This is a genomic window from Cystobacter fuscus (genome assembly GCF_002305875.1).
Classification (GTDB): Bacteria; Myxococcota; Myxococcia; order Myxococcales; family Myxococcaceae; genus Cystobacter; species Cystobacter fuscus_A.
Map to the genome: position 1 here is coordinate 11,683,100 of NZ_CP022098.1, position 24,191 is coordinate 11,707,290.

At 67.9% G+C, this 24,191-nt stretch carries 19 protein-coding genes; 7 read left to right on the forward strand and 12 right to left on the reverse strand.

All coding sequences use genetic code 11. The annotated features are described in order from the left end of the window. Positions 1-137: 137 nt before the first annotated feature. Positions 138-611, reverse strand: coding sequence for a hypothetical protein (locus tag CYFUS_RS47295; RefSeq protein ID WP_157759068.1), 474 nt, complete (start codon positions 609-611; stop codon positions 138-140). Between the two features lie 88 nt (positions 612-699). Next, positions 700-1,002 (reverse strand): hypothetical protein, encoded by a 303-nt coding sequence (locus tag CYFUS_RS47300; protein WP_095991219.1) that lies wholly within the window; start codon positions 1,000-1,002, stop codon positions 700-702. A gap of 12 nt (positions 1,003-1,014) precedes the next feature. Here CYFUS_RS47300 and CYFUS_RS47305 point away from each other — a divergent pair, with 12 nt between their 5' ends. Beyond that, on the forward strand, positions 1,015-1,506 hold the full coding sequence (locus CYFUS_RS47305; RefSeq protein WP_232537220.1) for a DUF1801 domain-containing protein: 492 nt from the start codon (positions 1,015-1,017) through the stop codon (positions 1,504-1,506). 1 nt (position 1,507) lies between these two features. Here CYFUS_RS47305 and CYFUS_RS47310 read toward each other — a convergent pair whose 3' ends face one another. Further along, on the reverse strand, positions 1,508-2,515 hold the full coding sequence (locus tag CYFUS_RS47310; protein WP_095991220.1) for an oxidoreductase: 1,008 nt from the start codon (positions 2,513-2,515) through the stop codon (positions 1,508-1,510). On the opposite strand from CYFUS_RS47310, the gene CYFUS_RS47315 reads away from it, so the two are divergent. Continuing rightward, positions 2,514-3,548: an AraC family transcriptional regulator gene (locus CYFUS_RS47315; RefSeq protein WP_232537221.1), complete on the forward strand. Its 1,035-nt coding sequence runs from the start codon at positions 2,514-2,516 to the stop codon at positions 3,546-3,548. The genes CYFUS_RS47310 and CYFUS_RS47315 overlap by 2 nt on opposite strands. Before the next feature lie 50 nt (positions 3,549-3,598). Here the strand turns inward: CYFUS_RS47315 and CYFUS_RS47320 are convergent, their stop codons facing one another. Continuing rightward, positions 3,599-8,878, reverse strand: a complete 5,280-nt coding sequence (locus CYFUS_RS47320; RefSeq protein ID WP_095991222.1) for a trifunctional serine/threonine-protein kinase/ATP-binding protein/sensor histidine kinase — start codon at positions 8,876-8,878, stop codon at positions 3,599-3,601. 63 nt (positions 8,879-8,941) lie between these two features. After that, on the reverse strand, positions 8,942-10,198 hold the full coding sequence (locus tag CYFUS_RS47325; RefSeq protein WP_157759069.1) for a patatin-like phospholipase family protein: 1,257 nt from the start codon (positions 10,196-10,198) through the stop codon (positions 8,942-8,944). 343 nt (positions 10,199-10,541) lie between these two features. On the opposite strand from CYFUS_RS47325, the gene CYFUS_RS47330 reads away from it, so the two are divergent. After that, entirely contained in the window at positions 10,542-12,698 is a 2,157-nt protein-coding gene (locus tag CYFUS_RS47330) for an AbfB domain-containing protein (RefSeq protein WP_095991224.1), read from the forward strand. Positions 12,699-12,763: 65 nt separating this feature from the next. Here the strand turns inward: CYFUS_RS47330 and CYFUS_RS47335 are convergent, their stop codons facing one another. Further along, the gene (locus CYFUS_RS47335) at positions 12,764-15,361 is read right to left on the reverse strand and encodes a PAS domain-containing protein (RefSeq protein ID WP_198316377.1); all 2,598 of its coding nucleotides are present in this window, start codon (positions 15,359-15,361) and stop codon (positions 12,764-12,766) included. Positions 15,362-15,610: 249 nt separating this feature from the next. Here CYFUS_RS47335 and CYFUS_RS47340 point away from each other — a divergent pair, with 249 nt between their 5' ends. Continuing rightward, on the forward strand, positions 15,611-16,189 hold the full coding sequence (locus tag CYFUS_RS47340) for a hypothetical protein (RefSeq protein WP_095991226.1): 579 nt from the start codon (positions 15,611-15,613) through the stop codon (positions 16,187-16,189). 28 nt (positions 16,190-16,217) lie between these two features. On the opposite strand, the gene CYFUS_RS47345 is transcribed toward CYFUS_RS47340, so the two are convergent. Next, entirely contained in the window at positions 16,218-16,925 is a 708-nt protein-coding gene (locus tag CYFUS_RS47345) for an MBL fold metallo-hydrolase (protein ID WP_095991227.1), read from the reverse strand. 122 nt (positions 16,926-17,047) lie between these two features. Beyond that, complete coding sequence (locus CYFUS_RS47350) at positions 17,048-17,584, reverse strand: FHA domain-containing protein (protein ID WP_095991228.1); 537 nt, start codon at positions 17,582-17,584, stop codon at positions 17,048-17,050. 99 nt (positions 17,585-17,683) lie between these two features. Here CYFUS_RS47350 and glpK point away from each other — a divergent pair, with 99 nt between their 5' ends. From glpK to CYFUS_RS47365, 3 genes are read left to right on the forward strand one after another with little or no spacing between them, the layout of a single operon-like run. After that, positions 17,684-19,168, forward strand: a complete 1,485-nt coding sequence (glpK, locus tag CYFUS_RS47355) for a glycerol kinase GlpK (RefSeq protein ID WP_095991229.1) — start codon at positions 17,684-17,686, stop codon at positions 19,166-19,168. Between the two features lie 16 nt (positions 19,169-19,184). Further along, positions 19,185-19,496, forward strand: a complete 312-nt coding sequence (locus tag CYFUS_RS47360) for a 4a-hydroxytetrahydrobiopterin dehydratase (protein ID WP_095991230.1) — start codon at positions 19,185-19,187, stop codon at positions 19,494-19,496. Continuing rightward, a complete protein-coding gene (locus tag CYFUS_RS47365) occupies positions 19,496-20,731 on the forward strand; it encodes a hypothetical protein (protein WP_095991231.1) in 1,236 nt (411 codons plus the stop codon). Before CYFUS_RS47360 ends, CYFUS_RS47365 begins: the two co-directional genes overlap by 1 nt. 21 nt (positions 20,732-20,752) lie before the next feature. Here CYFUS_RS47365 and CYFUS_RS47370 read toward each other — a convergent pair whose 3' ends face one another. Genes CYFUS_RS47370 through CYFUS_RS47385 form a run of 4 tightly spaced genes read right to left on the reverse strand, consistent with a single transcriptional unit; the run spans position 20,753 to position 24,184 of the window. Then, positions 20,753-21,031: a hypothetical protein gene (locus CYFUS_RS47370; RefSeq protein ID WP_095991232.1), complete on the reverse strand. Its 279-nt coding sequence runs from the start codon at positions 21,029-21,031 to the stop codon at positions 20,753-20,755. A 29-nt stretch (positions 21,032-21,060) separates the two neighbouring features. Then, complete coding sequence (gene dapE, locus CYFUS_RS47375; RefSeq protein ID WP_095991233.1) at positions 21,061-22,137, reverse strand: succinyl-diaminopimelate desuccinylase; 1,077 nt, start codon at positions 22,135-22,137, stop codon at positions 21,061-21,063. Between the two features lie 25 nt (positions 22,138-22,162). Next, on the reverse strand, positions 22,163-23,305 hold the full coding sequence (locus CYFUS_RS47380) for a bestrophin family protein (protein WP_095991234.1): 1,143 nt from the start codon (positions 23,303-23,305) through the stop codon (positions 22,163-22,165). Positions 23,306-23,359: 54 nt separating this feature from the next. Further along, the gene (locus tag CYFUS_RS47385) at positions 23,360-24,184 is read right to left on the reverse strand and encodes a 2,3,4,5-tetrahydropyridine-2,6-dicarboxylate N-succinyltransferase (RefSeq protein WP_198316378.1); all 825 of its coding nucleotides are present in this window, start codon (positions 24,182-24,184) and stop codon (positions 23,360-23,362) included. Between the last annotated feature and the right edge of the window lie 7 nt (positions 24,185-24,191).

Genomic DNA, 24,191 nt, shown 5'->3' on the forward strand with positions numbered 1-24,191 from the left:
TGCGGCGAGGACGGATTATTCACGGAAGGTCCGACATGAACGGTCACGCGGAGTAGGGGAAGGAGGAGTTCCTCCACCTGCCACCTGGTGGAGGCACCCAGGCCCATCACACGAGCCGTGTTCTCGCTCGCCGCGGGTCAGTTGACCACGATGCGGGAGACCTTCCCGTCCAACCCGTTGTCACGGATATAGGAGACCCGCACCGAGGCATCCTCGTAGGTCTGCTGGAAGGTCTGGACGACGTACCCGTTCAAGCCCGCCGCCTTCACGGTGATGATCGCATAGTCGTCATCCGTGGCGCCGCTCGAGCTGTCATAGACCCGGATCTCCGCACCGGCCCGAACGTTGTAGAGCACCAGGGAGCGGGCCTCGTCGTTGGGGATGCCCGTCGGATTGCTCTTCGTCAGGTTGTAGGCCTGACCGGGATCGTCGGAGATGGTGCCCAGCAGGGTCTGGGTTCCCCCATTGCCCTCGTAGAACGCAATCGTTCCCGTCGCCAACATCTGGGTCTGGGGGCTGGAGGGCTCCAACTCCTCTCCAGACTGCTCGACGCCACAACCCATCACCATCAACGCGCCAAGGACTCCCACGCCAATCGACATTCGCTTCATGTTTGCTCCTTCTTGAATTCCAAGATCAAACAGGAACACAGGATCAATACGGCGCGTCATCTATACGCCCTGGAACATGAGCCGAGTGTCAAATCTCCGTGTTGGTTGAGAAGTCGACAAACACGCAATACCGGTAAATCATCGCTCCACGCGTTCGAGTCCATCCACCGCACGCGCCCACGCCACCCAGCGCATAGAGTCTCGGGCGCCACTTGCCCTGACTGGAGCCCAGCCCCACCCAGAGGCCCTGGCCCTCCTTCGCTTCACCGAGGACATCGGCGCGGCCATCGCCGTTCACGTCTTCCCAGGAAAGCAGCCGCCCGACCGGAGGCAGCGGGCAGAAGAACAGGGCCCACAGCGACCCGTGACCGTCCTGTGATGGCGGGTCCATGGGCGGTATTTCATGGCGCCATCCCTCGCGCGCCCCTACGCTCGCGTTGAACGACTGATCGACCCCGAGGAGCACATCGTGGCCGCGAAAGCCCCCCGTACGAAGGCAGCGAAGCGTGGCGCATCCGCACCTGAGTCCGTCGAGGACTTTCTCGCGTCGCTCGAGCACCCGTTCAAGCAGGAGATCCTCGCCCTCAGGCAAATCATCCTCGGCGCCGACCCACGGATCGCCGAGGGCATCAAGTGGAATGCGCCGAGCTTCCGGACGGCGGAGTACTTCGCGACCTTTCATCTTCGAGCGAAGGACGGTGTGCAGGTCATCCTGCACCTGGGGGCGAAGAAGCGGGACGACCTGGGCTCGGGGGTCAAGCTCTCCGACCCGGAGGCGTTGCTGGAGTGGCTGGCCACGGACCGGGCGTCGGTGCGGTTTCGTGACATGAAAGACATCGACGCGAAGGGTTCCGCCTTCGCGTCTGTCATAAGACAGTGGCTTCAGTGGGTATGAGTCACCGCTCCGAGAGGGTCGTGCCTGAAAGGCGTTCGCCCAGGCTCCAGAGGCGCCGGGCCGCTTCGGGGTCGACGGCATAGGGCATCACGCCGGTCTCCCGCGCCGAGCCCTCGAGATCCCCACGAGCCGTGGCCTTCTCATCTTCCACCCGGGCGATGTCGCAGTTCTCGCAGTAGACGCCTCCCAGACCGTCGAGCCGCGGGCTCGTCGCGCACCAGACGCTGGTCGCGGCTCCCTGCGCGACCGTCTTGATGTTCCTCGATGGGTCGACAATGGGCTCGCCGTGCGCGTCGAGGACGCCCACCGCCTGGAGTTCCTCGCGCGAGAGATGTTTGCCGAGACCCGTGGCCACGATGCTGCCCGGGTGGACGGCAAAGGCACGCACCCCAGACGACTCGCCACGCGCGTCCAACTCGAGCGAGAAAAGGATGTTGGCTGTCTTCGATTGCCCATAGGCCGCCCAACGGTCATAGGTCCGCCGCTCGAAGTGGGGGTCCTCGAACACGACCGGAGAGTAGTGATGGCCCCAGGAGGATACCGAGATCACTCGCGCCCCGTTCGCCTGGCGCAGGGCGGGCCAGAGCCTCGCCACGAGCTGGAAATGACCCAGGTAGTTCGTCGAGAACTGTGACTCATATCCCCGTGCATCGCGCGCCAGGGGACACGCCATGATTCCCGCGTTGTTCACCAGGAGGTGCAGTGGCCGGCCCGTCGCCAGGAACCTCCCGGCGAAGGCGTCGATCGAGGCGGGGTCGAGCAGGTCCATCACTTCGTGCTCGACGTTGGCGAGACCCTCGAGCGCGGCCCGGGCATTGTTGGGATTCAGAGCCGGGACGATGACCCTGGCGCCCGCGGAACCCAATACCCGCGCGGTCTCCAGACCGAGGCCAGAATCGCCTCCCGTGACAATGGCGATCTTGCCGGTCAGGTCCCGGCCGCGGATGACCTCGGCCGCCGTGGATGCGGCACCGAAGCCAGACTCGATTGGAATTTGGGGAGTAGGCATGGGCGAGAGATATCCCCGTGCCTCCGAATTTTTAATGCTTGAACGTACTGAAAACATGCGTGATCGTTCGAAGATGAGCGATGATCCTTTCTCCGACGTCCTCCGGCTCGCGAATGCCCGCTCGGTCTTGTCGGGCGGCTTCACGGCTGGAGGTTCATGGGCGATCCGCGTTCCGGCGCCCGAGAACATCAAGTTCTTCGCGATCGTGAAGGGTGAATGCCAGCTTCGCATCGATGGCGACGGGGCCCCCGTGCGAGTCGACGAGGGAGATGTGGTCTTCATTTCGGCGCAACGCTCCTTCGTTCTCTCGAGCGATCCACGGGCCATCCCAAAGGACGGGATGCGTGTCTTCGCCACGAGCACCACCCGGTTCCCGAAGCTGGGCCAAGGCGAAGACTTCTTCCTGCTCGGCGGACATGTGCGCATCGACGCGGCGAGCAGCGGCCTTCTGGAGGAACTGCTGCCCCCGCTGATGCATGTTCGAGCCGCTTCGCCGCAAGCGACGATGTTGAACTGGCTCATCGACCGGCTCGTTCACGAGCACGAGACGAACCTCTCGGGGGTCAGCCTCGCGTCGGAGCTGCTCGTCCAGCTCATGCTCGTGCAGACCTTGCGCGCGCATCTCGCGACAGCCAGCACCCTGCCGGCCGGGTGGCTCCGGGCCATGGGAGATCAGCGAATCGCTCCGGCGCTCCGGTTGATGCATCGCGAGCCAGGTCATCCCTGGCGGCTCGAGGAACTCGCCAAGGCGTCCGCGATGTCCCGGACCCACTTCGCCGTGCACTTCAAATCGGTCGCCGGGGTCTCGCCGCTGGCCTACCTGACCGCATGGCGGATGCGTCTGGCCCAGCGGGAATTGCGAGACGAGGACGCCTCGGTCGCCGAGCTCGCGCGATCATTGGGCTACACGTCGGAGAGCGCGTTCAGCAACGCCTTCAAGCGCGTCACGGGCCGTGCACCCAAGCACTACCGAAGCGCGGCGAAGCTCCACGCGCGAGCGGGCGCGCCAACCCCGGCTGTTCCCGTGCCATGATGGCAGCGCCGTCCCACGGGCGGCACATCCCCGGGGACCGCGCCACACCGCTACACCAACGGCAACAGCAGTGTGGCCGTGGCTCCCCTGCCCGGCCCTTCGCTCTCCAGCGAGAGCTGCCCGCCCAGCATCCGCGCCGCCAGTGCGCTCGAGTGCAAACCCAGGCCATGTCCCCCCTCGCGGGTGGTGAAGCCCTGGGTGAAGAGCCGCTCGTGGAACTCCGGCGCGATGCCCACGCCACTGTCCACCACCTGGATGCGCGCCATGTTGTCCGCCGCGTCGAGCCGCACGTGCAGCTGGCGCTGGCTGGTGGGAAGCGCGGTCATCGCGTTCTTGGCGTTGCTGATGAGGTTGATCAGGATCTGCAACACCTTGTGCTTGTCCACCCACACCAGGGGGAGTGAGGACAGCGACTGGACGATGCGGACGTCCTGGCGCTTGAGCGCGGGCAGCTGGATGCTCAAGGCGTCCTCGACGAGGCGCGACAGATCGCACTCCTCGGTGAGGAGCGTGCTGCGGGCGTAGGTCTGCTGCACCTGGACGATGGCCCGCACGTGCTCGATGTGCTTGTTCATCGCCTCCAGGCCCTCCTGCAGCGTCGCGTGCTCGCGGAGCAGCTCCTCGGCGAGGCTCGAGAGATAGTTGGGCAGCTGGGTGCCGAGGGGGTCGCGGGTGAGGAAGTCCGCCAGGGCGCCCTCGTGCTCTTCGAACATCGAGGAGACCTGCTTCACCCGGAGCATGCGCGAGGTGCTCACCGTCTGGGTCAGCACCTGGGCGTTGATGACGGCACTGGTGAGAACGTTGCCCACGTTGTGGAGCACGTTGGTGGCCACCTCGGCCATCCCCGCCGCGCGCGCCGTGTCCACCAGTTGGGCCTGGGCGTGCCGGAGCTCGCGTGTGCGCTCCTCCACCCGCTTCTCCAGCTCGTCGTTGGCGCGGCGCAGGGCGACCTCGGCCTGCTGGAGTTCCGTGTACAGCCGCGCGTTCTCGAGGGAGATGGAGGCCTGGGAGGCGAGGTGGCCGAGCAGGGAGATGCGCGCGGGAGAGAAGGCGTTGCTGGCCAGGCAGTTCTCCAGGTAGAGCACCCCCCGGAACTCTTCCTGGCGAACCAGGGGCAGGCACAGCACCGAGCGGGCCTCGCCGCGCTGCAGCCACGCATCGGCCGTGAACGGGTGGGGCTGGGAGGCATCTCCGATGAGCACGTGCTCCCGGGTGCGCCGGACGTAGGAGAGAAGGGTCCACGGCAGGCGCTCGTCCCGAGGGCCGGCGGCGGGCCCCTCCAGCGCGGGATCCGCGAGGGCCACCACCGAGAGCTTGTCGCCCTGTGGGAACAACAGGGCGCCGCGCTGGGCACCGGCGTTCTCGATGGCCACCCGCAGCAGCGTGTCCCCCAGCCTGTCCAGGACGATCTCCCCGGAGATGGCTTGCTGGGCCTTCACCAGGGTGAGCGCGTCGAGGTGCGTGGAGCTCGTGTCCGTGCTGGTATCCTCCGCGGACGGGAGGGAGCGCGGGTTCACCCATTGGGCATCCAGGTGCTGGACCTTGCCCAGGGCGCCCCAGCGCAGCCAGGCCTCCCTCGCCTTGTGGGCGTAGGCCTCGGCGATGGTGGACACCGCGCGCTCGGACCAGAAGCGCGACGCCAGCTCGCTGGCCAGGGCCAGGTCATGGATGCGCCCCTGCTCGCGCGCGGCCTGGATGGACTCCTCGTAGGCGCGCAGGGCCTCGGCCTCGTGGCCCAAGAGGCGCGCCAGCTCCGCGGACACCATGCGCTCGAGCGCGCGGAAGTTCTCGGGACAATGGCGCGTCCACTCCGCGAGCCGCGCCTGGTGCCCGCGGATCTCCTCGAGGGCCGGCCCCCGCTCCTCCGGTGTCATCTTCCCGAAGCAGGCGGCCAGGGTCAGGGCATGGAAGAAGTGGAACTGCAGGAGTTGGACGCGGCCCAGCAATGACCAGCTCAGCTGGGCGGCCCGGTCCGCCGCCTTCCGCGCCTCGTCGTACGCCCCGCCCAGGTAGCGCGACTGCATCTTGACGAGCCAGTACATGCACCGGGCGATGGCCGTGCGCTCCGGAGTCAGCCGGGCTTCGAAGGCCTCCTCGGTGAAGTCCTCTCCGTCGAGCGACTGGAACGAGGCGGTGCGTCCTCGGAGCTGCTGGGTGAGCCGCTGGTAGATGAGGACGACGTCCCGCACATCCACGAAGCCGCTCGTCCGCGCGAAGTCCAGCCGCGCGACCGACTCCTGGTAGACCTCCTCCAGGGCATGCCCCAGCGTGAGCCGCTGCGAGACGATGTGCGTGCAGCAGAAGCCGGCGATCTGGAAATCGCTGGCCTGGAGCGCGTACTGGAAGGCGGCGCGCAGGCTGTTCAGGGACTCGGGGATGGGCTGGAGCCAGTGGCTGAGCATCCCCATGCCGAAGAGCGCCCTGCCCCGGAGCACGGCCACGTCGTAGCGCTCGGCGAGCGCGCACGCGAGCTGACCGAAGGCCAGGCTCTCCTGGTAGCGATTGAAGGCCAACCCCAGCACCATCCCATACGTGGAGTACCCGTGGACGGAGGCCGGCGTGTTGCCATGCCGGATGCTGAAGCAGACCAGCTTGCAGAGGTGGAGCAGGTACAGGTGCCGGTCCGTGTTGAGCGCCGACGTGTTGAGTGCCACCAGGAGGCTCATCGTCGCCTCCTTCACCGGATCACTCAGGCGGGGCAGCTCGACGAGGCTGGCGATGGACCGCTCCCCGAGCAGGGCCCCCACCTCCTCCTGGGCGGCCACCACCTCCTCCCAGGAGGGGTGCGGTGAGAGCGGCATCCCCATCATCGCCAGGCCCTCCAGGAGGCTGTCGACGGCCACCTGGTTCTCGCCGGCGGCCACGTGCAGGTCGCACTTGAGCCGGTAGAGCGCGGCCATCTCCGCCGGAGTGCGCGGGCGGCCGCGGAGCTCCTCCACCATGCGGCGCGCCTGGGCGGCGTTGCCGCTCATGAACTCGCAGCTCGCGAGATCCAACCGGAGCTTGAAGGCCAGCGCGTGATCCACCACCCAGGGGTCTCCGGGGAGGAGCTGGAAGGCCATCGCCAGATAGGTAATGGCCGAGCGGTAGGCCGTCGACGCCTTGGCCCTCGTGCCGGCCTCGGCGTTCAGGCGCGCGACGCGGTGGCGCTCCTCGGGCTCGGTGAGCAACTCCGCTCCGGTATTGAGCTGCCCCACCACCTCGAAGAGGTTCTTGCGCACCTCCTCCGGCGACAGACTCGCCAGCAGCAGGCGGCCCACGCGCAGGTGGACGGCCTTTCGCTGCGCCTCGGGGATGAGGGTGTGGGCCGCCTGGTGGATGCGGTCGTGGAGGAAGCGGTACTGCTCCGGGCCGGTGGTGGCCAGCACGCCCTCCTGGAGCGCCAGCTCGAGGCCCTGCTCCACCTCGCCCGGCTCCTCCATTCCCGAGATGAGCAGCAGGGTGTGCAGCGAGAAGGTGTTTCCCACGCAGGCCGCCAGCCGCAGCAGGTGCTGCGTCCGGGGGGGGAACTGGCGCAGCTTGGCCACCATGAAGTCGACGACGTTGTCGGAGTAGCCCTTCTGCCGGGCGCCCTGCTCATCCCAGCGCCAGGAGCCCTCGGGCGTGCGCACCAGCAGCCCGTCCTGGTGGAGCGTCTGCAGGAAGCGCAGGAGGAAGAAGGGGTTGCCTCCGGTCTTCTCACGGGCCAGCGCCGCCAGCGGCCCGACGAGCTCCGCGCTCGCGCCGGGGAGCGTGTCCATGACGAGCCGCCGGACATCCTCGAGGCTCAGCGGCTCGAGCTGGACGTGGGACATCCGCGCGCCCGCCTGGCGCAGCTGCTCCAGCGTCTGCGTCAGCGGGTGGGAGGAGTGGACCTCGTTGTCGCGATAGGCGGCGATCAGCAGCAGCGGCGGTGTCTCCGGGTGGGTCAGCAGATGCAGCAGCAGCTGGAAGCTGGCCAGGTCGGCCCACTGGAGATCATCCATGAAGATCACCAGCGGGTGTCCCAACGTGGCGAAGACGCCGAAGAACCGGCAGAGCACCCGATGGAAGCGCTTCTGGAGCTGGGAAGGCGGCAGCTCCTGGACGGGGGGCTGTCTGCCCGCGACGAGCTCGAGCTGTGGGACGAGGTCCACCAGGACCTGGCCCTGGCCCTCCCAGGCGTCACTCAGGCCCTGACGCCACCGCGCCAGCTCCTCGTCGGTGCCGCCGAGCAACTGCCGCACCAGCCCCTGAAGGGCCTTGGCCACGGTGGCGTAGGGGATGTCCTGCTGGAACTGGTCGAACTTGCCACTGAGCAGGAAGGAGCGCTGCCGCACCACGGGCTTGTGCAGCTCGTTGACCACCGAGGACTTGCCGATCCCCGAATAGCCGCTGACCAGGACGAGCTCCGGGCGGCCGCGCTCGGCGACGCGCTCGAAGGCCTGGAGCAGGACCTTCGCGTGGCTGTCGCGCCCATAGAGCCGCTGGGGGAGCTGGAAGCGGCTGGGGTAGTCGTGCCGGCCCGGCACGAAGTCCTCGAGCACCCCCCGGCTCAGCCCCTCCCGGCATCGCTCGAGATCGGCCTTGAGTCCCTCGGCGCTCTGGTAGCGCTCCTCGGCGACCTTGGCCAGCAGCTTCATCACGATGGCGGACAGGGCGGGGGGCAGCCCCTGCACCCGTGCCGTCAGGGGCCGCGGGGCCTGCGCCATGTGGGCGTGGAACCACTCGAGCGCGTCGCGACCCTGGAAGGGGCGCTGGCCCGCCAGCAGCTCGTAGAGGGTGATTCCCAGGGAGTAGAGGTCCGTGCGGTAGTCCACCGAGCGATTCATCCGCCCGGTCTGCTCCGGGGACATGTAGGCCAGCGTGCCTTCGACCAGGGAGGCTTGCGTCACGTCCACGTGCTCGACGAGCTGGAGGCTGGCGATGCCGAAGTCGATGAGGCGCGTCTCCCCCGAGGGCGTGAGGATGATGTTCGAGGGCTTGATGTCCTTGTGGACGATGCCGCGGCGATGCAGCTCCGCGACCGTCGAGGCCACGGCGATGGCCAGGTCCACCGCCCGGGTCACCTCGAGCGGCTCGCCGGTGGACTCGGACAGGGGCGTGCCGTCCACGTCTTCCAGGAGGAGCACGGGCCGGCCCTGGAGCTGCTCACATGCGTGGGCCCGGATGACGCCGCGCACGTCCCGGAGCCGCTGCAGGATGCCGAACTCGCGAAGGTAGCTCTCGCGCTCACGAGGGCCGGGAGCTGAAACCCGCGGCGTCTTGAGGATGAGCCGCAGACCATCGGAACCACGCACCGCGCGAAACAGCAGGCTCGTGCCCGTCGTCTTGAACGCCCCGAGCAGGGAGTAGCCAGGAATATTCAGCATCCAGGCGAAGCCTAGCGCCTTGGGTGCGCTTCCATGAAGTGCCGGGCCCCCGAACCGGCGACTTCAACGTGTCGCCGCCATGGAAGGCGGGTTGAGCTCTCCGTCGAGCCACGTCCGCAGTTGCGCGAGCGCGTCGCTGAAGCGTGCATGGCCCACCTCCGGCTCGAGATCCTGGTTGGCGCGCAAGGACTGGTTGGGAATCCGGCCCTGGATCCACGCGTCGCAGAAGGAGTCGATGAGCAGCACGTGCTCCTTCTTCACGGCGTCCATGCCGAGCTCCGAAACCCGCTGGTAGAAGCCGGGATCCACCTTCTCCGGGTACATCCAGCGGCCGTTGCGTTTGACGGGACGCAGGACGGGACTCAGCCGGATGACCGGCCCATCCTGGACGACGTCACGCTCGTCCCGGGGCAGCCGGTGTCCCAGGGTGACGTGCGCGACGAAGCTGGCGGCATCGGGTGGGTCATCGACGATGCAGAGCGCCGCCTTGCGGATGTCACTGACGAGGCCCGGCTCCTCGGGGATGTGCAACAGCCGCTTGTCCTCCACCTCTCCGGTGGCATCGGGCGGGAGGGACAGCACCATGCCCGTGCCCAGGCTGAGCACGCGAATGGCGGCGGGATCCACGCGCGCCGTGCCGTCACCCGTGTGGCTCAAGACCTCCACCACCCCGGCCATCGTGGGGTTGTTGTAGCCGCCCATGGCCCCGTCCCAGAAGCGCCGGTCCAGGAAGGCGGCGGGCTCATCGAAGAACGTGATGGGCGCGTTGCTCGAGGCATGCACCGCCTGGGCGAAGGTCGGATTCCTCGCGGGCGAGCGCGAGGCCGCCGGGCTCCGTGGCCGGGTCCGGAAGAAGATGGCCCGCCGGCGGTCGTAGTCGAACGCGGTGATGACGATGTCCGCCAGCCCCTGACCGGCCCGCGCCTTCCACTCCTCCATCGTCAGCCGGGCGAAGCCCTCCAGCTTCGACTCCGAGAAGGCCCGCTCGAGCCCCTCCAGCTTCTTGCGCGCCGCGTAGCGCGCCTCCAGGTCCTGGAGCGCTGGAATGGCCGCCAGCATGCGCTGGTACCACGGCCGCTCGACGAAGATGCTCCGGCGCCTCGTCTCTTCGCGGAAGAGTTGCAGCAGTTGCCCCAGGGTGAAGTCCGCCGCCAGACCCGCGGCGACGATGCTCCCTCCCGAATTGGCCACGACGAGCTGGAATCTCCGAAGCACCTCGTGGCCACGCGTCTCGGGACCGAAGAGCTCGATGAGCGCCCGGACCTCGATGAGTGCCCAGGTGCCTCCTCCATCCAGCGACAGAATCTTGAAGTGCTCCATGGTGCGCCCCCTCATGCACAAGGACACCTGGAGGACGGCCCCGGGTGGAAGCAGGCCCGGCTCCGGACGTCGGCTCCCGAACGACCGCATGCACGGATTCGAGGCGATGACGGCTCTCCCCGGACCTCGGATGACCGGTACCCGGCATCGCCTGCCCCGGCCAGACTCCCCGTGGCGAAGTCCTCCGACCAACAGTCCGCCCGCGCCCGAACTTTCTTCATCCAGCGACGAACCTCGGCCCTGGCAGTCATCTCCCACGTCTTCCTGTTTTACTTGATTTAAACAAATAATAGGTTATACAAGTCTCCCCATCATGGGCAGGAAAATGCATGAGGGGAAGAGAATGAGGGGAGCCAGGCTGCGCCTCACCACGCTGCTTGCATCCACCGTGCTGGTGGGCTGCGGCGGTGCACGGGAGACAGACAACGCGGACCCAGCGAACAACGACACGGTGAGTGCCCCTGGCGCGCGGGCCACCACGGTCCAAGCCGTCTTGTCCTGGGTACCGCTGAGGCTGAACGTCTACTACACCTTCGGTGTCACGACGCCGAACTATACCAACCGCGTCCTGCGGCACTACGACAGCCTGGCGCGCACGGACGTCATCGGGACTTCCGCGACCGAGAAGGCCGACTCGAGCTTCCGCGTCGTGGCCGGCCTGGCCGACAAGGATTGTTACTCGCTGGAGTCGCAGAACCATCCGGGGAGATACCTGCGGCATTCCAACTCACGGGTTCGCCTCGACAGCCGCGACAACACCCGTGTGTTCGACGAGGACGCCACGTGGTGCACACGCCCTGGCTTGTCGGGACAGGGCGTCAGCCTCGAGTCGTACAACCTCCCCGGCCGCTACATGCGCCACATCAACGCGGAGGTGTGGCTCTCGCAGCCAGGCGGCCCGCTGCCCAGTGATGCGGCGGCCAGCTTCAACGAGGACTCGAGCTGGAAGGCAATCAGCCAGGCCAGCAGTGACTTCAAGGCCTGGGGAGACGAAACCCTCTCCAGGATAGAGCAGGACTTCAGGAGGCCCGGCAGCAACCTCTACTACGAGGGCACGGATCGCCAGGCGACCGCCTTCAACTGGGACGCGGGCGTTCAGCTTCATGCCTTGATCGCTGGCGGGAGAATCCAGCAGGCCGAAGCCTTCGCGAACGAAATGCACCAAGCCTACTGGTGCTACACGAAGAACCGCTGGGCGTACAACGCCGTGGCCTATGGCTGCGGAGATCGTTACTACGACGACAACGCCTGGATCGCCAAGGGCTTGATGGAGCTGTACCAGAAGACCAACAACGCCACCTACCTGAACAGGGCCCGGGAGGTCCTGGCGTTCAGCATGAGTGGAGAGAACACCGCGGGAAGCAGCCCGAACGGAGGCATTCGTTGGCATGAGGGGGACACCGGCGGCCACTGCCTGTGCGCCACGGCGCCCACCGCGGTGACCAACCTGATGATCTACCGGGCCACCGGAATCCAGCAGTACCTGACCGACGGCTCGAGGCTCTACAACTGGGTGAAGGCCAATCAGTTCGGCTACGGCCCCGGCTACCGGGGGTACGAGAACGCCGTGATGACCCAGGCGGCCCTCCTGCTGTTCAAGATCACGGGCAACTACACCTATCTGGATGACGCGCGCCACCTCGGCTTCGCCATGGAGTCGACGTACATCGACTGGCAGACCCGCGCGCTGAGGGAGACCGGGCAGTGGGGCGGTCACGACATGACCAATGCCTATGTGGACCTCTACGAGACGGATGGCGACATCAACTGGCTGAACATCGTCGCGGGCTACCTCCAGTTCGTGCGCGACCATGGCAAGGACGCGAATGGCAGGTACCCCGAGTGGTGGAATGCCGTGGGGCAGCCCGGCAATCCCGTCCTGTTGTACCAGGCCTCCGCCGCTCGCGCTTTCGCCAGGATGGGGAACACCCGCGGGGGCACGGCCAAGCAGAGGGATCCCGTCGCGGTCTTCAAGGACTGCAACTACACGGGTGTCTGGGGCGCGGGCTTCTGGATTGGCCGCTACAAGTTGAGCGATCTCCAGTTCCACGGAATCACGGGCAAGGACATCTCCTCCGTGAGGGTCCAACCCGGCTACAAGGTGACCTTCTACGAGAATGACAACTTCTCAGGCGCCTCACTCGTCAAGACCGCGGATGACGGCTGCCTCGTCGGCGCGGGGTGGAATGACCGTGTCAACTCGATGGTCGTCGAAGCGGTGTCGCCCACCGTCGTGGTCCACAATGACTGCAACTTCACCAGCCCGGGAATCAACCTCCCCGTGGGCAGCTACGACGAAGACACCATGAGGACCCTGGGCCTGAGCCCTGATGTCATCTCTTCCCTCCAGGTGGCCGACGGGTACGAAGCGGTGCTGTACGACGGCGGCCGTTTCGATCAGGCCTCCCTCACCACCGGCACCAACAGTTGTCTGGTGGGCGCGGGCTGGAACGACAAGACCGCCTCGCTCATCGTGAGGAAGAAGGCCACCGCCAGGTAGGCCACCGGTCCTCGGTCCAGGTGTCAGAGGATTCGAGGCGACGCTCCCCGAGGCTCCCCGAGGCGCTAGACGAATCCTCTGACACCTTCCGCGGCGGAGACGACTCCTCTGACACCTTCCGCGGCGGACGAATCCTCTGACACCTTCCGCGGCGTGACAGCGCAAGAGGCGGAGCGCGGCAGCCACACGGCGAACGTGGTCCCCTCCTCCTCACTGGAGCGCACCTCGACGCGGCCCCCGTGCGAGCGGGCGATCTGCTGGACGATGAAAAGACCCAGACCCAGGCCGGACGACGAACATCCGGAGTCCGACGCCCGCCGGAAGGGCTCGAAGATGCGCGGGAGCAGCTCCACCGGAATGGGTGGGCCCCCATTGCGGACCTCCACGCACACGGTGTCCCCGTCCTCGCGCAACATGAAGTCCACGGGGATGTCATCGGGGCTGTAGTCCAGCGCGTTCTTGCCCAGGTTGCCGAGCAGTTGCGCGAGCCGGTCCGGGTCCCACTCGCCCTGGAAGTTCCCCGCCGTGATCAGCCGGAGCTTCCGCTGGGGATTGCCGACCTCGAGTTCCTCCATCACCTGCCGGCAGATGGCGAGGAGATTGGCCGGGCGGGGGCTGATGGGAATACCGCCCCCCAACCGCCCGCGAGTGAAGTCGAGCAGGTCGCCAATCATCCGCCCCATGCGCTCGGCGCTGATGGCGATACGGCGCACGGCTTTCTGGTGGTGCTGGGTCGCGCAATCCGAGCGCATCATCGCGTTGACGGACAGGAGGATGGCGTTGAGCGGATTGCGCAGATCATGGGAGACAATGCCAATGAAGCGCTCGCGGAACTCCGCCGCCTGCCGCAGCTCCGTCTCGGCGCGCTTGTGATCGGTGACATCGGTGTTGACGGCGACCGCGCCCACGATGTCTTTCCCCATGCGAACGGGAGCGGCGGCACAGCGCACCACCACGTCCCTGCCCGTCATCAGATGGCGGGCAAGGACCTCCCGAGTGGTCGGCTGCCCCCGGATGGCCCGCATGAAGGGCTCCTCTTCCGGCGTGAGCCGATGGCCGTCCTCGGCGGAGCGGTTCTGCAGTCGCTGCCCCAGGACGGCGACGTGCTGATTGAGCTCTTCCAGTGATTCGAAGCCCAGCATCTGCAGTGCCGGGGTGTTGGCCAGCCTGATACCGGAGGCATCACCCACGTACAGGGCATCCGGAATGCTCTGGATGACGGCCTCGAGGATGGCCGCGTTGCGCGCCAGTTCCTGCGCGGCATACTTGCGCTCGGTGATGTCCAGGACCGTGCCCAGGAAGCGGATGGGCTGCCCCGAGGCATCGTGGTAGACCCGGCCTTGTGCACTCAGCCAGCGCTCCTCCTGGTTCCCGACGGTCAGGATACGGTACTCCATGGCGCAGCTCCCCGCGCCGCCTGGAGTGAGGGCCTCCCGCACGTCATGTTGCACCTGGACACGGTCTTCGGGATGCACGCACGAGAGGAAGGTGAAGTAATCCACGGGAGTATCCGCTGAAATCCCGAAGAGGGAGCGCAAGCGCTCGTCCCACACCAACGCGCCCGTGGTGAGGTCCATGTCCCAGATACACAGCCCCATGGCCTCCGCCGCCAGACGGAGCCGCTCCTCGGCGACGCGCACCTTCTCGGCGGCGAGCGTCTCCATCCGCCGGCGCGACCGCACCAACTCCGTCGCGTCCGAGGCAACGACGATGACGGCTTCCACCTGGCCCTGGGCATCGCGCAGAGGTTCGTAGACGAAGTTGAAGTACCCTTCCTCGAGGGCTCCGCCTTCCAGGCGCGCCTGCTTGACGGGCAGTTCCGTCGCGACGTGGGACACACCGGTGGCGAGCACCCCCTCCAGACGCTCCTCGAGGCCCTGGCCCGCGACCTCGGGCAGGGCCTCGAACAGGGGCCTGCCCAGCACCTGCTCGGGGCGGCGGCCCCAGAGGCCGCACACCAGGGGATTGGCCAATTCGATGATGTGGTGGGGCCCCCGGAAGATGGCGATGGCGGTGGGCGCATGCATGAACAACGAATGGAGCCACTCCCTCCGAAGCTCGGCTTGCGTGCGGGCCTGGGCCGTCTGGGTCAGGGACTCGTCGCGCTCGCGCACCACCTGGTGCAGTTCCTGGTTGGCCTCCTGGAGACCCTGGCTTCGGTGGAGCAGTTCCACCTCCATCTCCAGATTCCGGCTCTGGAGGACCGCCGTGCGCTCCCTTTCCTCCTCGCGGAGGCGAGACAGGCGCACGGAGTCCGTCACGTCCTCCACCCGGAGGATGAGGTAGAGCACCTCGCCCTCGGGAGAGAGGACGGGGGTGTTGATGGGGCTCCAGTACCGCTCCTCGAAACCACCCCCCTCCTCCTCGGGACGCCGGATGTCGTACTTCTGCACGGCCATGGTGTCTGGCGCGCGGGTGGTCATGGCCCGCTCGAGCGAGGCGCGCAGGTTGCGCCCCCCTGTGGCGTCCGAATCGGCCGGGTTGTCGGGAAACACCTCGAACAAGGGACGGCCGAGGATGCCCTCGCGAGTCGTCAAGGTGGCACGCAGGTAGGCATCGTTCACCGCCACGGGGGTGAAGTCCGCGTCTGGGATGACCACCAGGAAGGGACTCGGGCTCTTCTCGAAGAGCAGCTGGAAGTCAGGCGGGGACGGCAGAGACATGGGAGTGGTGAAGCAGGTCAGGCGAGGAGTCGCGGGGAGGGGATTGCCCGGGCGAGATGGCTCGCCAGAGGCTGGCCGTCTGGCGGTACCTTCCGCCATGACCCCACTGTTCAACAGTGTGACTTCCCCGAGGCTTCTGCTCATCGGCTCGAATGCCAGGCACACAACCAGTTGGCCCGCGCGCGACACCAGGGACGTCCAGACGTTTCCTCACCCATCCGCTCGTCGAGCCATGGAAGATTCCAGCCCATGGACCAGAGCACGCGCGAGCACTTCACCCACCTGCACGGCACGGACGTCGAGTCCCGTGCGGCCTCCTTCCAGCACCTGCTGGAGCTCACACAACAGCCGGTGGATTGGGCGTATGAAGTCTGGGATGAGTTGCTGAAGCTCGTGCGAGAGGGCGACAACCACCAGCGGGCCATCGGGGTGCAATTGCTCAGCGGCCTGGCCAGGAGCGACCCCCAGCAGCGGATGTTGAAGGATCTCGATCAACTCATGGCCGTGACGAAGGATGAAAGGTTCGTCACGGCCCGGCATTCCCTTCAATCGCTCTGGCGGGTGGGGATCGCCAGCCCAGCCCTCCAGAAGAAAGTGGTGGACCGCTTGAGCCAGCGCTTCCGGGACTGCACCAGCGAGAAGAACGGGACGCTCATCCGCCATGACATCCTGGAGGTCTTCCGGAAGATCTACGACAGGGTGCAAGACGAGCAGCTCAAACAGCATGCCCTGGCGCTGATTGAAACCGAAGAAGACCCGAAGTACCGCAAGAAGTATTCGGGGCTCTGGAAGGACCTCGTCGCCAAGAAGCGTGGCGCGAAGGGATAGGGACAAGCACGTCTGGCGAAAAGACAATCTACAGCGTGAACACCTGCTCGGGAGGCGCGTCGCGCGCGTCCCACGGCCGCGAGTTGTAGGCGAGCGACTCGGCCAGACGCTCGGGCTTCTCCGCGCGCGGCGTCCTCATCAACTGGAGGAAGGCCTCGCGGTCCAGGCGCAGACGCGGGTTGGTGACGCGCTCATGGCCAATCGTGCTGAACGTGCGCCCGCCATAGTCATGCGCGGGAAACACGAGCGTGTCGTCGGGCAGCGACAGCAGGCGCTCCAGGCTCTCGTACTCGGCCTCGGGGTCGCCCGTGGGCAGGTCCGTGCGGCCCGTGGCGCCGATGAGCAGCGTGTCGCCCGTCAGCACCCGGTCGTCCAGCACCAGCACGAGCCCATCGGCCGTGTGACCCGGGCTCGCCCAGACCTTCACGCGCACGTCGCCCACCGCGAGCACGTCCCCCTCGCCGAGCGGCCGTTGCACCGCGTGCGCGGGCGCCCCCATGTGCACCGCGTTCATCATCCGCGCGAGCTCCCGCCCCCCGGACAGATGGTCCGCATGGGTATGGGTGTCCACCACGGCGATCAACTGCAGCCGATCCTTGCCCAACCGCCGCAGATAGCCCGGCACGAGCTCCAGCACCGGATCCACGATGATCGCCTCGCGCGTCCACGCGCTGGCGATGAGATACGTGCGACAACTGGCCCCGCCGTTCAGCTCCTCGAAGATGAGCCCCTTCACCCCAACCCCCGTCGTGCCGCGAGTGGTACCCGCGTCAAGCTAGCCACGGTCCAGGCCCCGGCGAGGTCCAGTGGCGTCCCGGACCCCCCAGACGCTCGGAAGTCGACGCTCCGGGGCGGGCATCAGCGGGCGGCGGTGGGCACGGCCGCGTTCAGGTGCGCGTGAAGTGTCTGGGTGCTGACATACAGGAACTGCGCGTCCCCGAAGGCCAGCCCGTCTCCATCGAGCAGCGCCTGCTCCTCGCCACCGAGCTGCACCGAGTTGACATAGGTGCCGTTCATCGAGCCCGCGTCGCGCAGGGTGCAGCCCCCATCCGCCTCGCTCCAGCGCAGCATGGCGTGCACCTTCGACACGGACGGGTCATGCACCACGACGGAGCAGCTCGCCTCCAGCCGGCCCACGGCGAAGACCTCGCCATCCTGCTTGGGGCGAAGGAAGAGCACCTGCAGGTGCTCGAAGCCCTGCAACATGGCCAGCAGCCGGTCCGTCAACCGCGAGCGGTGCGCCATGAACACCGTGCGCGAGCCACCCATCTGCTGGGCCACCATCTGGAACACGAGCGAGGGCGGCTGCTGGATGAGCGCCACGGGGCCGTGTTCGGCCACGAACGTCTCCACCTCCACCCGGGCCCGCGCCCGTAATTCCTTCACCGAGGGCATGGCGCGCCACGCTAGGCGCGCGCGCCGCGCGTGCCAAGAGCCTTGGCTCGGGTATGGTGCACCCCCACACCCTCCAGGCAGCCGTAGGAGAGCGCACTCATGGCGAAGGCGAAGTACGTGCTGGCAGTGGACCAGGGGACCACCGGGACCCATGTCTCCATCCTCGATGACAGACTCCGGGTGGTGGGGAGCTCCTACCGGGAGTTCCCCCAGCACTTCCCCAAGCCCTCGTGGGTGGAGCACGACCTGGACGAAATCTGGGCCACGGTGGAGCAGTGCATCCGCTCGGCCCTCAAGGACGCCAGGCTGTCGGGCAAGCAGATGGCCGCGGTGGGCATCACCAACCAGCGGGAAACGACCGGCCTCTGGGAGCGCGCGAGCGGCAAGCCCCTCTCACGCGCCATCGTGTGGCAGGACCGGCGCACGTCCGAGCACTGCGCCCGGCTGCGCGAGCAGGGCGAGGAGGCCCGCGTGCGCGAGACGACGGGCCTCGTGCTGGACCCGTACTTCTCCGCCACCAAGCTCTCCTGGCTGCTGGAGCACGTGAAGGGAGCGCGCAAGCGCGCCGAGAAGGGCGACGCGTGCTTTGGCACCATCGACACCTGGCTCGTCTACAAGATGACCGGGGGCCAGTCGCACGTCACGGACGTCACCAACGCCAGCCGCACCCTGCTCATGGACGTGAAGCGCCTGGCATGGGACGACTCGCTGCGCGCCCTCTTCGGCGTGCCGGCCGCGTGCCTGCCGGAGATCCGCGGCTCGGCGGAGTCCTATGGCACCACGCACGGCATGCGCTCGCTGCCCGACGGCATCCCCATCACCGGCATGGCGGGCGACCAGCAGTCGGCGCTCTTCGGCCAGGCGTGCTTCTCTCCCGGAGAGGCCAAGTGCACCTACGGCACGGGCGCCTTCCTGCTGATGAACACGGGCGACACGCCGGTGACGTCGAAGGCGGGGCTGCTCACCACGGTGGCGTGGAAGATTGGAGACCAGACGACGTACGCGCTCGAGGGCAGCTCCTTCATCGCCGGGGCCGCGGTGCAGTGGCTGCGCGACGGGCTCAAGGTCATCAAGAAGTCCTCGGACGTGGAGGCGCTCGCCTCGAGCGTGAAGGAGAGTGGCGACGTGGTGTTCGTCCCGGCGCTGGCGGGCCTGGGAGCGCCGCACTGGCGGCCCGAGGCGCGCGGCCTGTTCGCGGGCATGGACCGCTCCACCACGGTGGCGCACCTGGCGCGCGCGGCACTCGAGGGCGTGGCGATGCAGATTCATGACCTGGCCGAGGCGATGCGCCAGGACAGCGGCCGGCAGATTCCCGCCTTCAAGGTGGACGGGGGCGCGTCGGCCAACAACCTGATGATGCAGTTCCAGGCGGACATGCTGGGCACCGAGGTGGTGCGCCCCAAGGACCTGCAGACGACGACGCTCGGAGCGGCGTTCCTCGCGGGCCTGGGCGCGGGAGTGTGGAGCAGCACGGACGCCATCCGCCAGGCGTGGAAGGTGGGCAAGGTCTTCAAGCCGAAGATGAAGCCCGAGGTGCGCGAGAAGTACCTGACCAAGTGGCGGCGCGCGGTGGAGCGCGCCTGAGAGGAGAGAGAACACCATGGCCTACGACAAGACGCAGTTGAGCGCCGCGGAACTCGAGCGTTTCCTCGCCGAGCACACCGCGTGGAAGCAGGAGGGAGGGATGCTGCGGCGCACCTACGAGGCGCCGAGCTTCCTGGCGGGCATCGAGTTCGTGACCCGGGTGGCGAAGGCGGCCGAGGCGGCGGACCATCACCCGGACATCGACATCCGGTGGCGCAAGGTGACGCTGGCGCTGGTGACGCACGACGCGGGCGGGCTCACCTGGCGCGACACGAAGCTGGCGGCCGAGGCGGACACCCTGTTCGCCCAGGTGGCGTCCGCGAGCTGATGCGCGCGGGACTGCTCCTCGCGGGGGTGGTGCTGGCGGCGCCGGGGGCGTGGGCCCAGGACGACGTGCCCACGAGCACCCGGCCCGAGCGGCTGTACCTCAACTCGGGGGTGCTCATGGGCTCCTCGCGAGAGGTGGGGCTGGGCGGAGCCTACGTGGGCATCGCCGAGGGCGCGGTGGGCTTCGCGAGCAACCTGGCGGCGCTCGCGCACCGCTCCCCCCGCCTGGACAAGGAATGGGACGTGGGCGTCACCCTGTCCTGGATGGACCTGCCGCTGGCGGAGGCGCGCGGCAAGGATCTGGACAACGACGGCGCGCCCGACGACGCCCCGGAGACGTTGCAGCTCTTCGGTGCCGTCATGTTGCAGTACCACAACGTGGGTCTGGGCTTCTCGCTGCGCAACTACAGTGTGGGCTACTGCAACACGCCCGCGTGCGACCGGGATGATCTCATCCGCGTGTCGCAGCTCCACGCCTCGCTGGCGGGCGCGGTGGCGCTGGGCCGGGACGACTTCATCCTCGGCTTCGGCATCTACAGCGCACAGGCCATCTTCAATCACAAGGGCGAGGGTGACTGGTTCTACGGCAACACGGGCGTCGCGTTGGATCTGCTCTACCGGCCCCTCGGACGGCCCTACCGGCTGGGCCTGTCGGTGCGGCCGGAGCTGCGGGGAGCCTGGAAGCGCCAGGAGGGGCAGGAGCCCTTCATCGCGGGCCGGCAGATCTACTCGGCCGTGGTGTCCCCCTCGACGGTGTCCCTGGGCCTGAGCTGGCGCATGGGCGAGGGAGCCGAGCTGTACAACCGGCTCTCGCCCGCCGCGCGTCAGCAGATGCTGGAGGGCGACTACTTCGCCGAGGTGCCCCCCGAGCTCGACAGCCGGGCCGTCGAGGGACGATGGCTCTTCAGCGTGCAGGCGGACCTGCTCTCCCCGGTGGAGAACGCGGTGTCGGTGCACTCCTTCACGGCGCTCACCCCCGCCGAGCGCGTGGGTTCATCCGCCCTGGTGCAACCACGCGCGGGGGTGGAGTACGAGCCATTCCTCGGACGGCTGCGCCTGCGGATGGGGGCGTTCATCGAGCCCTCGCCCTTCGAGGGCCGCTCGCCCCGACCGCACCTCACCGGAGGCTTCGAGCTGTTCCTCTTCCGCTATCTGGATGACTGGGCGGTGACGGCCTCCTTCGACCTGTCCCGGCGCTATTCCGACTTCGGCATCTCCGTGGGCTTCTGGCGCTGAGCCCATTCCGGGCTCGAGGGCTCAACCCCGGCGGCCTGGACGACGCCTCGCGGCCTGACGGCCTCCGGGCAACTGCCGTCCCGCGTCTTCCAGGTGGGCGGAGCGCAGGGGCCGCGCCGCGTGGGTCTCGACGCCATTGGCATCCTCGGGCAGCGGCCGATCCTCCTCCCGCCGGAGCGGGGGAGCACCGAGCAGCCGGGGATCCGGCTGCCAGTTGAAGAGCAGGATGGCGATCAACACCATCATCACCACCGTGCGCCGCAGGGACGCGGATTCCTGGAAGAGTGGATGTGGAGTCATCAGCCTCCCAACAACCGCCGGGGAAGATCTCAGCCCGCCTGCTTCAGGAACAGCGCCAGTTTCTCGTAGGCCACCGCCAGCGCGGGAATGGGGGCGCTCTCGTTGGCCTGGTGGGCCTGGGCCGTCTCGCCCGGCCCGAAGTTCACCGCGTCCACGCCCAGCTCGGAGAAGCGCGCCACGTCCGTCCACGCCTGCTTCGACGCCGCCGGCAGGCCCGTGAGCGCCATCAACCGCTGGAAGAGCACGTTGTCCGCGCACACCCGACCGCTCGGCGCCAGGTCGATGAACTCCAGCTCCGCCGCGTCGCCCACCAGCTCGCGCACGTCCTCCTGCGCCCGGGCCACCGACTTGCCCGGCGCGAAGCGGTAGTTGAGGTTGAGCTCGAAGGACTCCGGCACCACGTTGCGCGCGCGCCCACCCGCGGCCTTGGTGATGCTCATCACCTCGTGGAAGGTGAAGCCATCCTGCACCACCTCGCGCCGGGGCCGGGTGAGCAGGTGCGCGAGCAGCGGCCCCGCCTTGTGGATGGCGTTCTCCCCCTGCCAGGGCCTCGCCGAGTGCGCGCTGCGGCCCTTGAAGCGCAACGTCACGTGCATCGTGCCCACGCACCCCACCTGCACCACCCCGTCCGTGGGCTCCATGGCGATGCCGAACTTCACCCGCTTGAGCTCCGGACGCGCGTCGAACAGCGGCCCCAAGCCACTCTCCAGGTAGGGGCCTTCCTCGCGCTCGTAGAGCACCCACACCAGGTTCACCGGCAGCCGCTCACGGGGCAGATCCTCGGCGAGCGCCATCATCACCGCCAGCCCGCCCTTCATGTCCGAGGCGCCCAGGCCGAACACCCGCTCGCCCTCGATGCGCGCCGGCCGGTCCTCCGGGTGCGCGGGCACGGTGTCCAGGTGGCCCACGAGCGCCACCGTGGGCCGCTCGTCCTGGAGGTGGCCCAGCACCAGCGAGTGGCCCAGGCGGAACACCTCGCTCGCGGGCAGATGCGAGCGGGCCCAGTGCTCCACGTGATCGGCGAGTGCCCGCTCCTCGCCAATGGGGCTGGGGATGCGGCACAGGGCCAGGGTGGACTGCGCGAGGCGGGTGGCGAGGTCGGTCATGGACAAGGAGGCTCCCGGAGGGCCGTCAGTAGAGCAGTCCATCCTCGGGCTGCAAGGGGGGAGGCAGCTCCGTCTCGCCGAGCATCTGCCGCAGGTTGATCTCGATGGTGCGGCTGAGCGCCGTCATGGGCGTGTCGCTGTAGCTGTTCTCGAAGGGGGTCTCGACGTCGCGGCCCACGGCATCCATGGCGATGAAGAGGAAGGCGATGATGGCGGTCACGAAGGGCGTGAGAATGCCGAGATCGGCCACCACGCCGAGCGGGAGCAGGGCGAGGTAGGCGCGCACCATGGCGTGGGGCAGCACGTCGTACTGGCGCGGGATGGGGGTGTTCTTGATGCGCTCGCAGGCCCCGAGGATGTTCATCAGGTCGGTGAGCGAGTTGTTGAGGATGGTCAAGCGGAGCATGGACTCGACGCCCGGGACCTCGCCGAGGACGCGGCGCAGCCGCGCCGACATCCACACGACGATGGCCGTGGGCACGTTCTGCTCCTCGCGCAGCGCGTCCATCACGGACGGGTGGAAGAAGGGCTGGATGGCGGGGAAGGGATCCTGGCGCCGCAGGTGACAGCGCAGCGCGTTCACGAAGCCGATCTGCGCGTACACCAGCTCGCGCGCGTCCGCGGTGATGGACTCGAAGCTCACCGGGATGTCGGCGCGTCCATCCGGCGAGGCCTGGAGCACACCGAGGGTGGCCGGGTCCACGGGCACGTGGGGAGCAATGAACGCGCCCCGCGCCTTGCCGAAGCGGTCGCGCACGGCGCCATCGCTCACCCCCAGCGTGCCACCATGGGGAGACGTCTCCACCGCCGTGCGCAAGAGGCGCGAGGCGGCCCGCGGCACGCTGGAGACGGAGGAGGACTCGTTGGACAGGGAGCCGGGCAGGAAGGTGAGTACCTGACGGGCGAACGTGCGCGACGTGTTCACCAGCGAGCCCCACAGCGTGCGCGCCTCCCACCACCGGTCATAGGCGGAGTTGTTGCGGAAGGTGAGCAGGATGCCGACGGTCGCGGCGAGCACCGTCACGGGCAGCGCTGGCACCGCCAGGAAGGTGAGCTCGAACTCGCTGTACGCGATGACCACCGCGGTGGCGACCAGGACGTGCAACGCGACCGGACGGCCCGTGTACTTGAGCACGATGCGCCAGGACGGCGTCTTGCCAACAATCATCGCATCCCTTCCCGGGGTGGCCACGCCACCCCCTGAAACCCGCTACCGGCGGCCCTAGACGGAGACGGAGAAGTCGCGCAGCGCCGAGTTGAGGCTCGTCTTCTTGTCGGTGCTCTCCTTGCGCTGCCCGATGATGAGCGCGCAGGGCACCATGTAGCGGCCCGCCGGGAACTGCTTCTCCTTCATGCCGGGGATGACCACGCTGCGCGCCGGCACGCGGCCCTTGTAGACCTTCTCCTCGGGGCCGGAGACGTCGATGATGGGCGTGGAGGCGGTGAGCACCACGTTGGCCCCGAGCACCGCCTCCTCTTCCACCACCACGCCCTCCACGACGATGCAGCGGCTACCGATGAAGGCGCCGTCCTCGATGATGACGGGCGAGGCGGTGGGCGGCTCGAGCACGCCCCCGAGCCCCACGCCTCCGGACAGGTGCACGTCCCGGCCCACCTGGGCACAGCTGCCCACCGTGGCCCAGGTGTCCACCATCGTTCCCGCGCCCACGCGCGCGCCGATGTTCACATAGCCGGGCATCACCACCGCGCCCCGCTCCACGTGCGCCCCGTAGCGCACCACGCCGGGCGGCACCACCCGCACGCCCGCCGCCTCCAGCCCCTTCTTCAACGGAATCTTGTCGAAGAACTCGAAGGGCCCCACCTCCATCACCTTCATGTCGGAGATGCCGAAGAAGAGGAGGATGGCCTCCTTCACCCAGGCATTCACCTTCCAGCCCCCGGCGCCCTTCTCCGCGACCCGCAGGGCCCCCGAGTCCAGCAGCGCCAGCGTCTCGCGCACCGCCTCGGCGTACCCGGATTCCTTCAACTTCGCCCGGTCCGCGAATGCCGCGGACACCTTCTGGGACAGCTCTTCGATGGAGGACATGGTCACT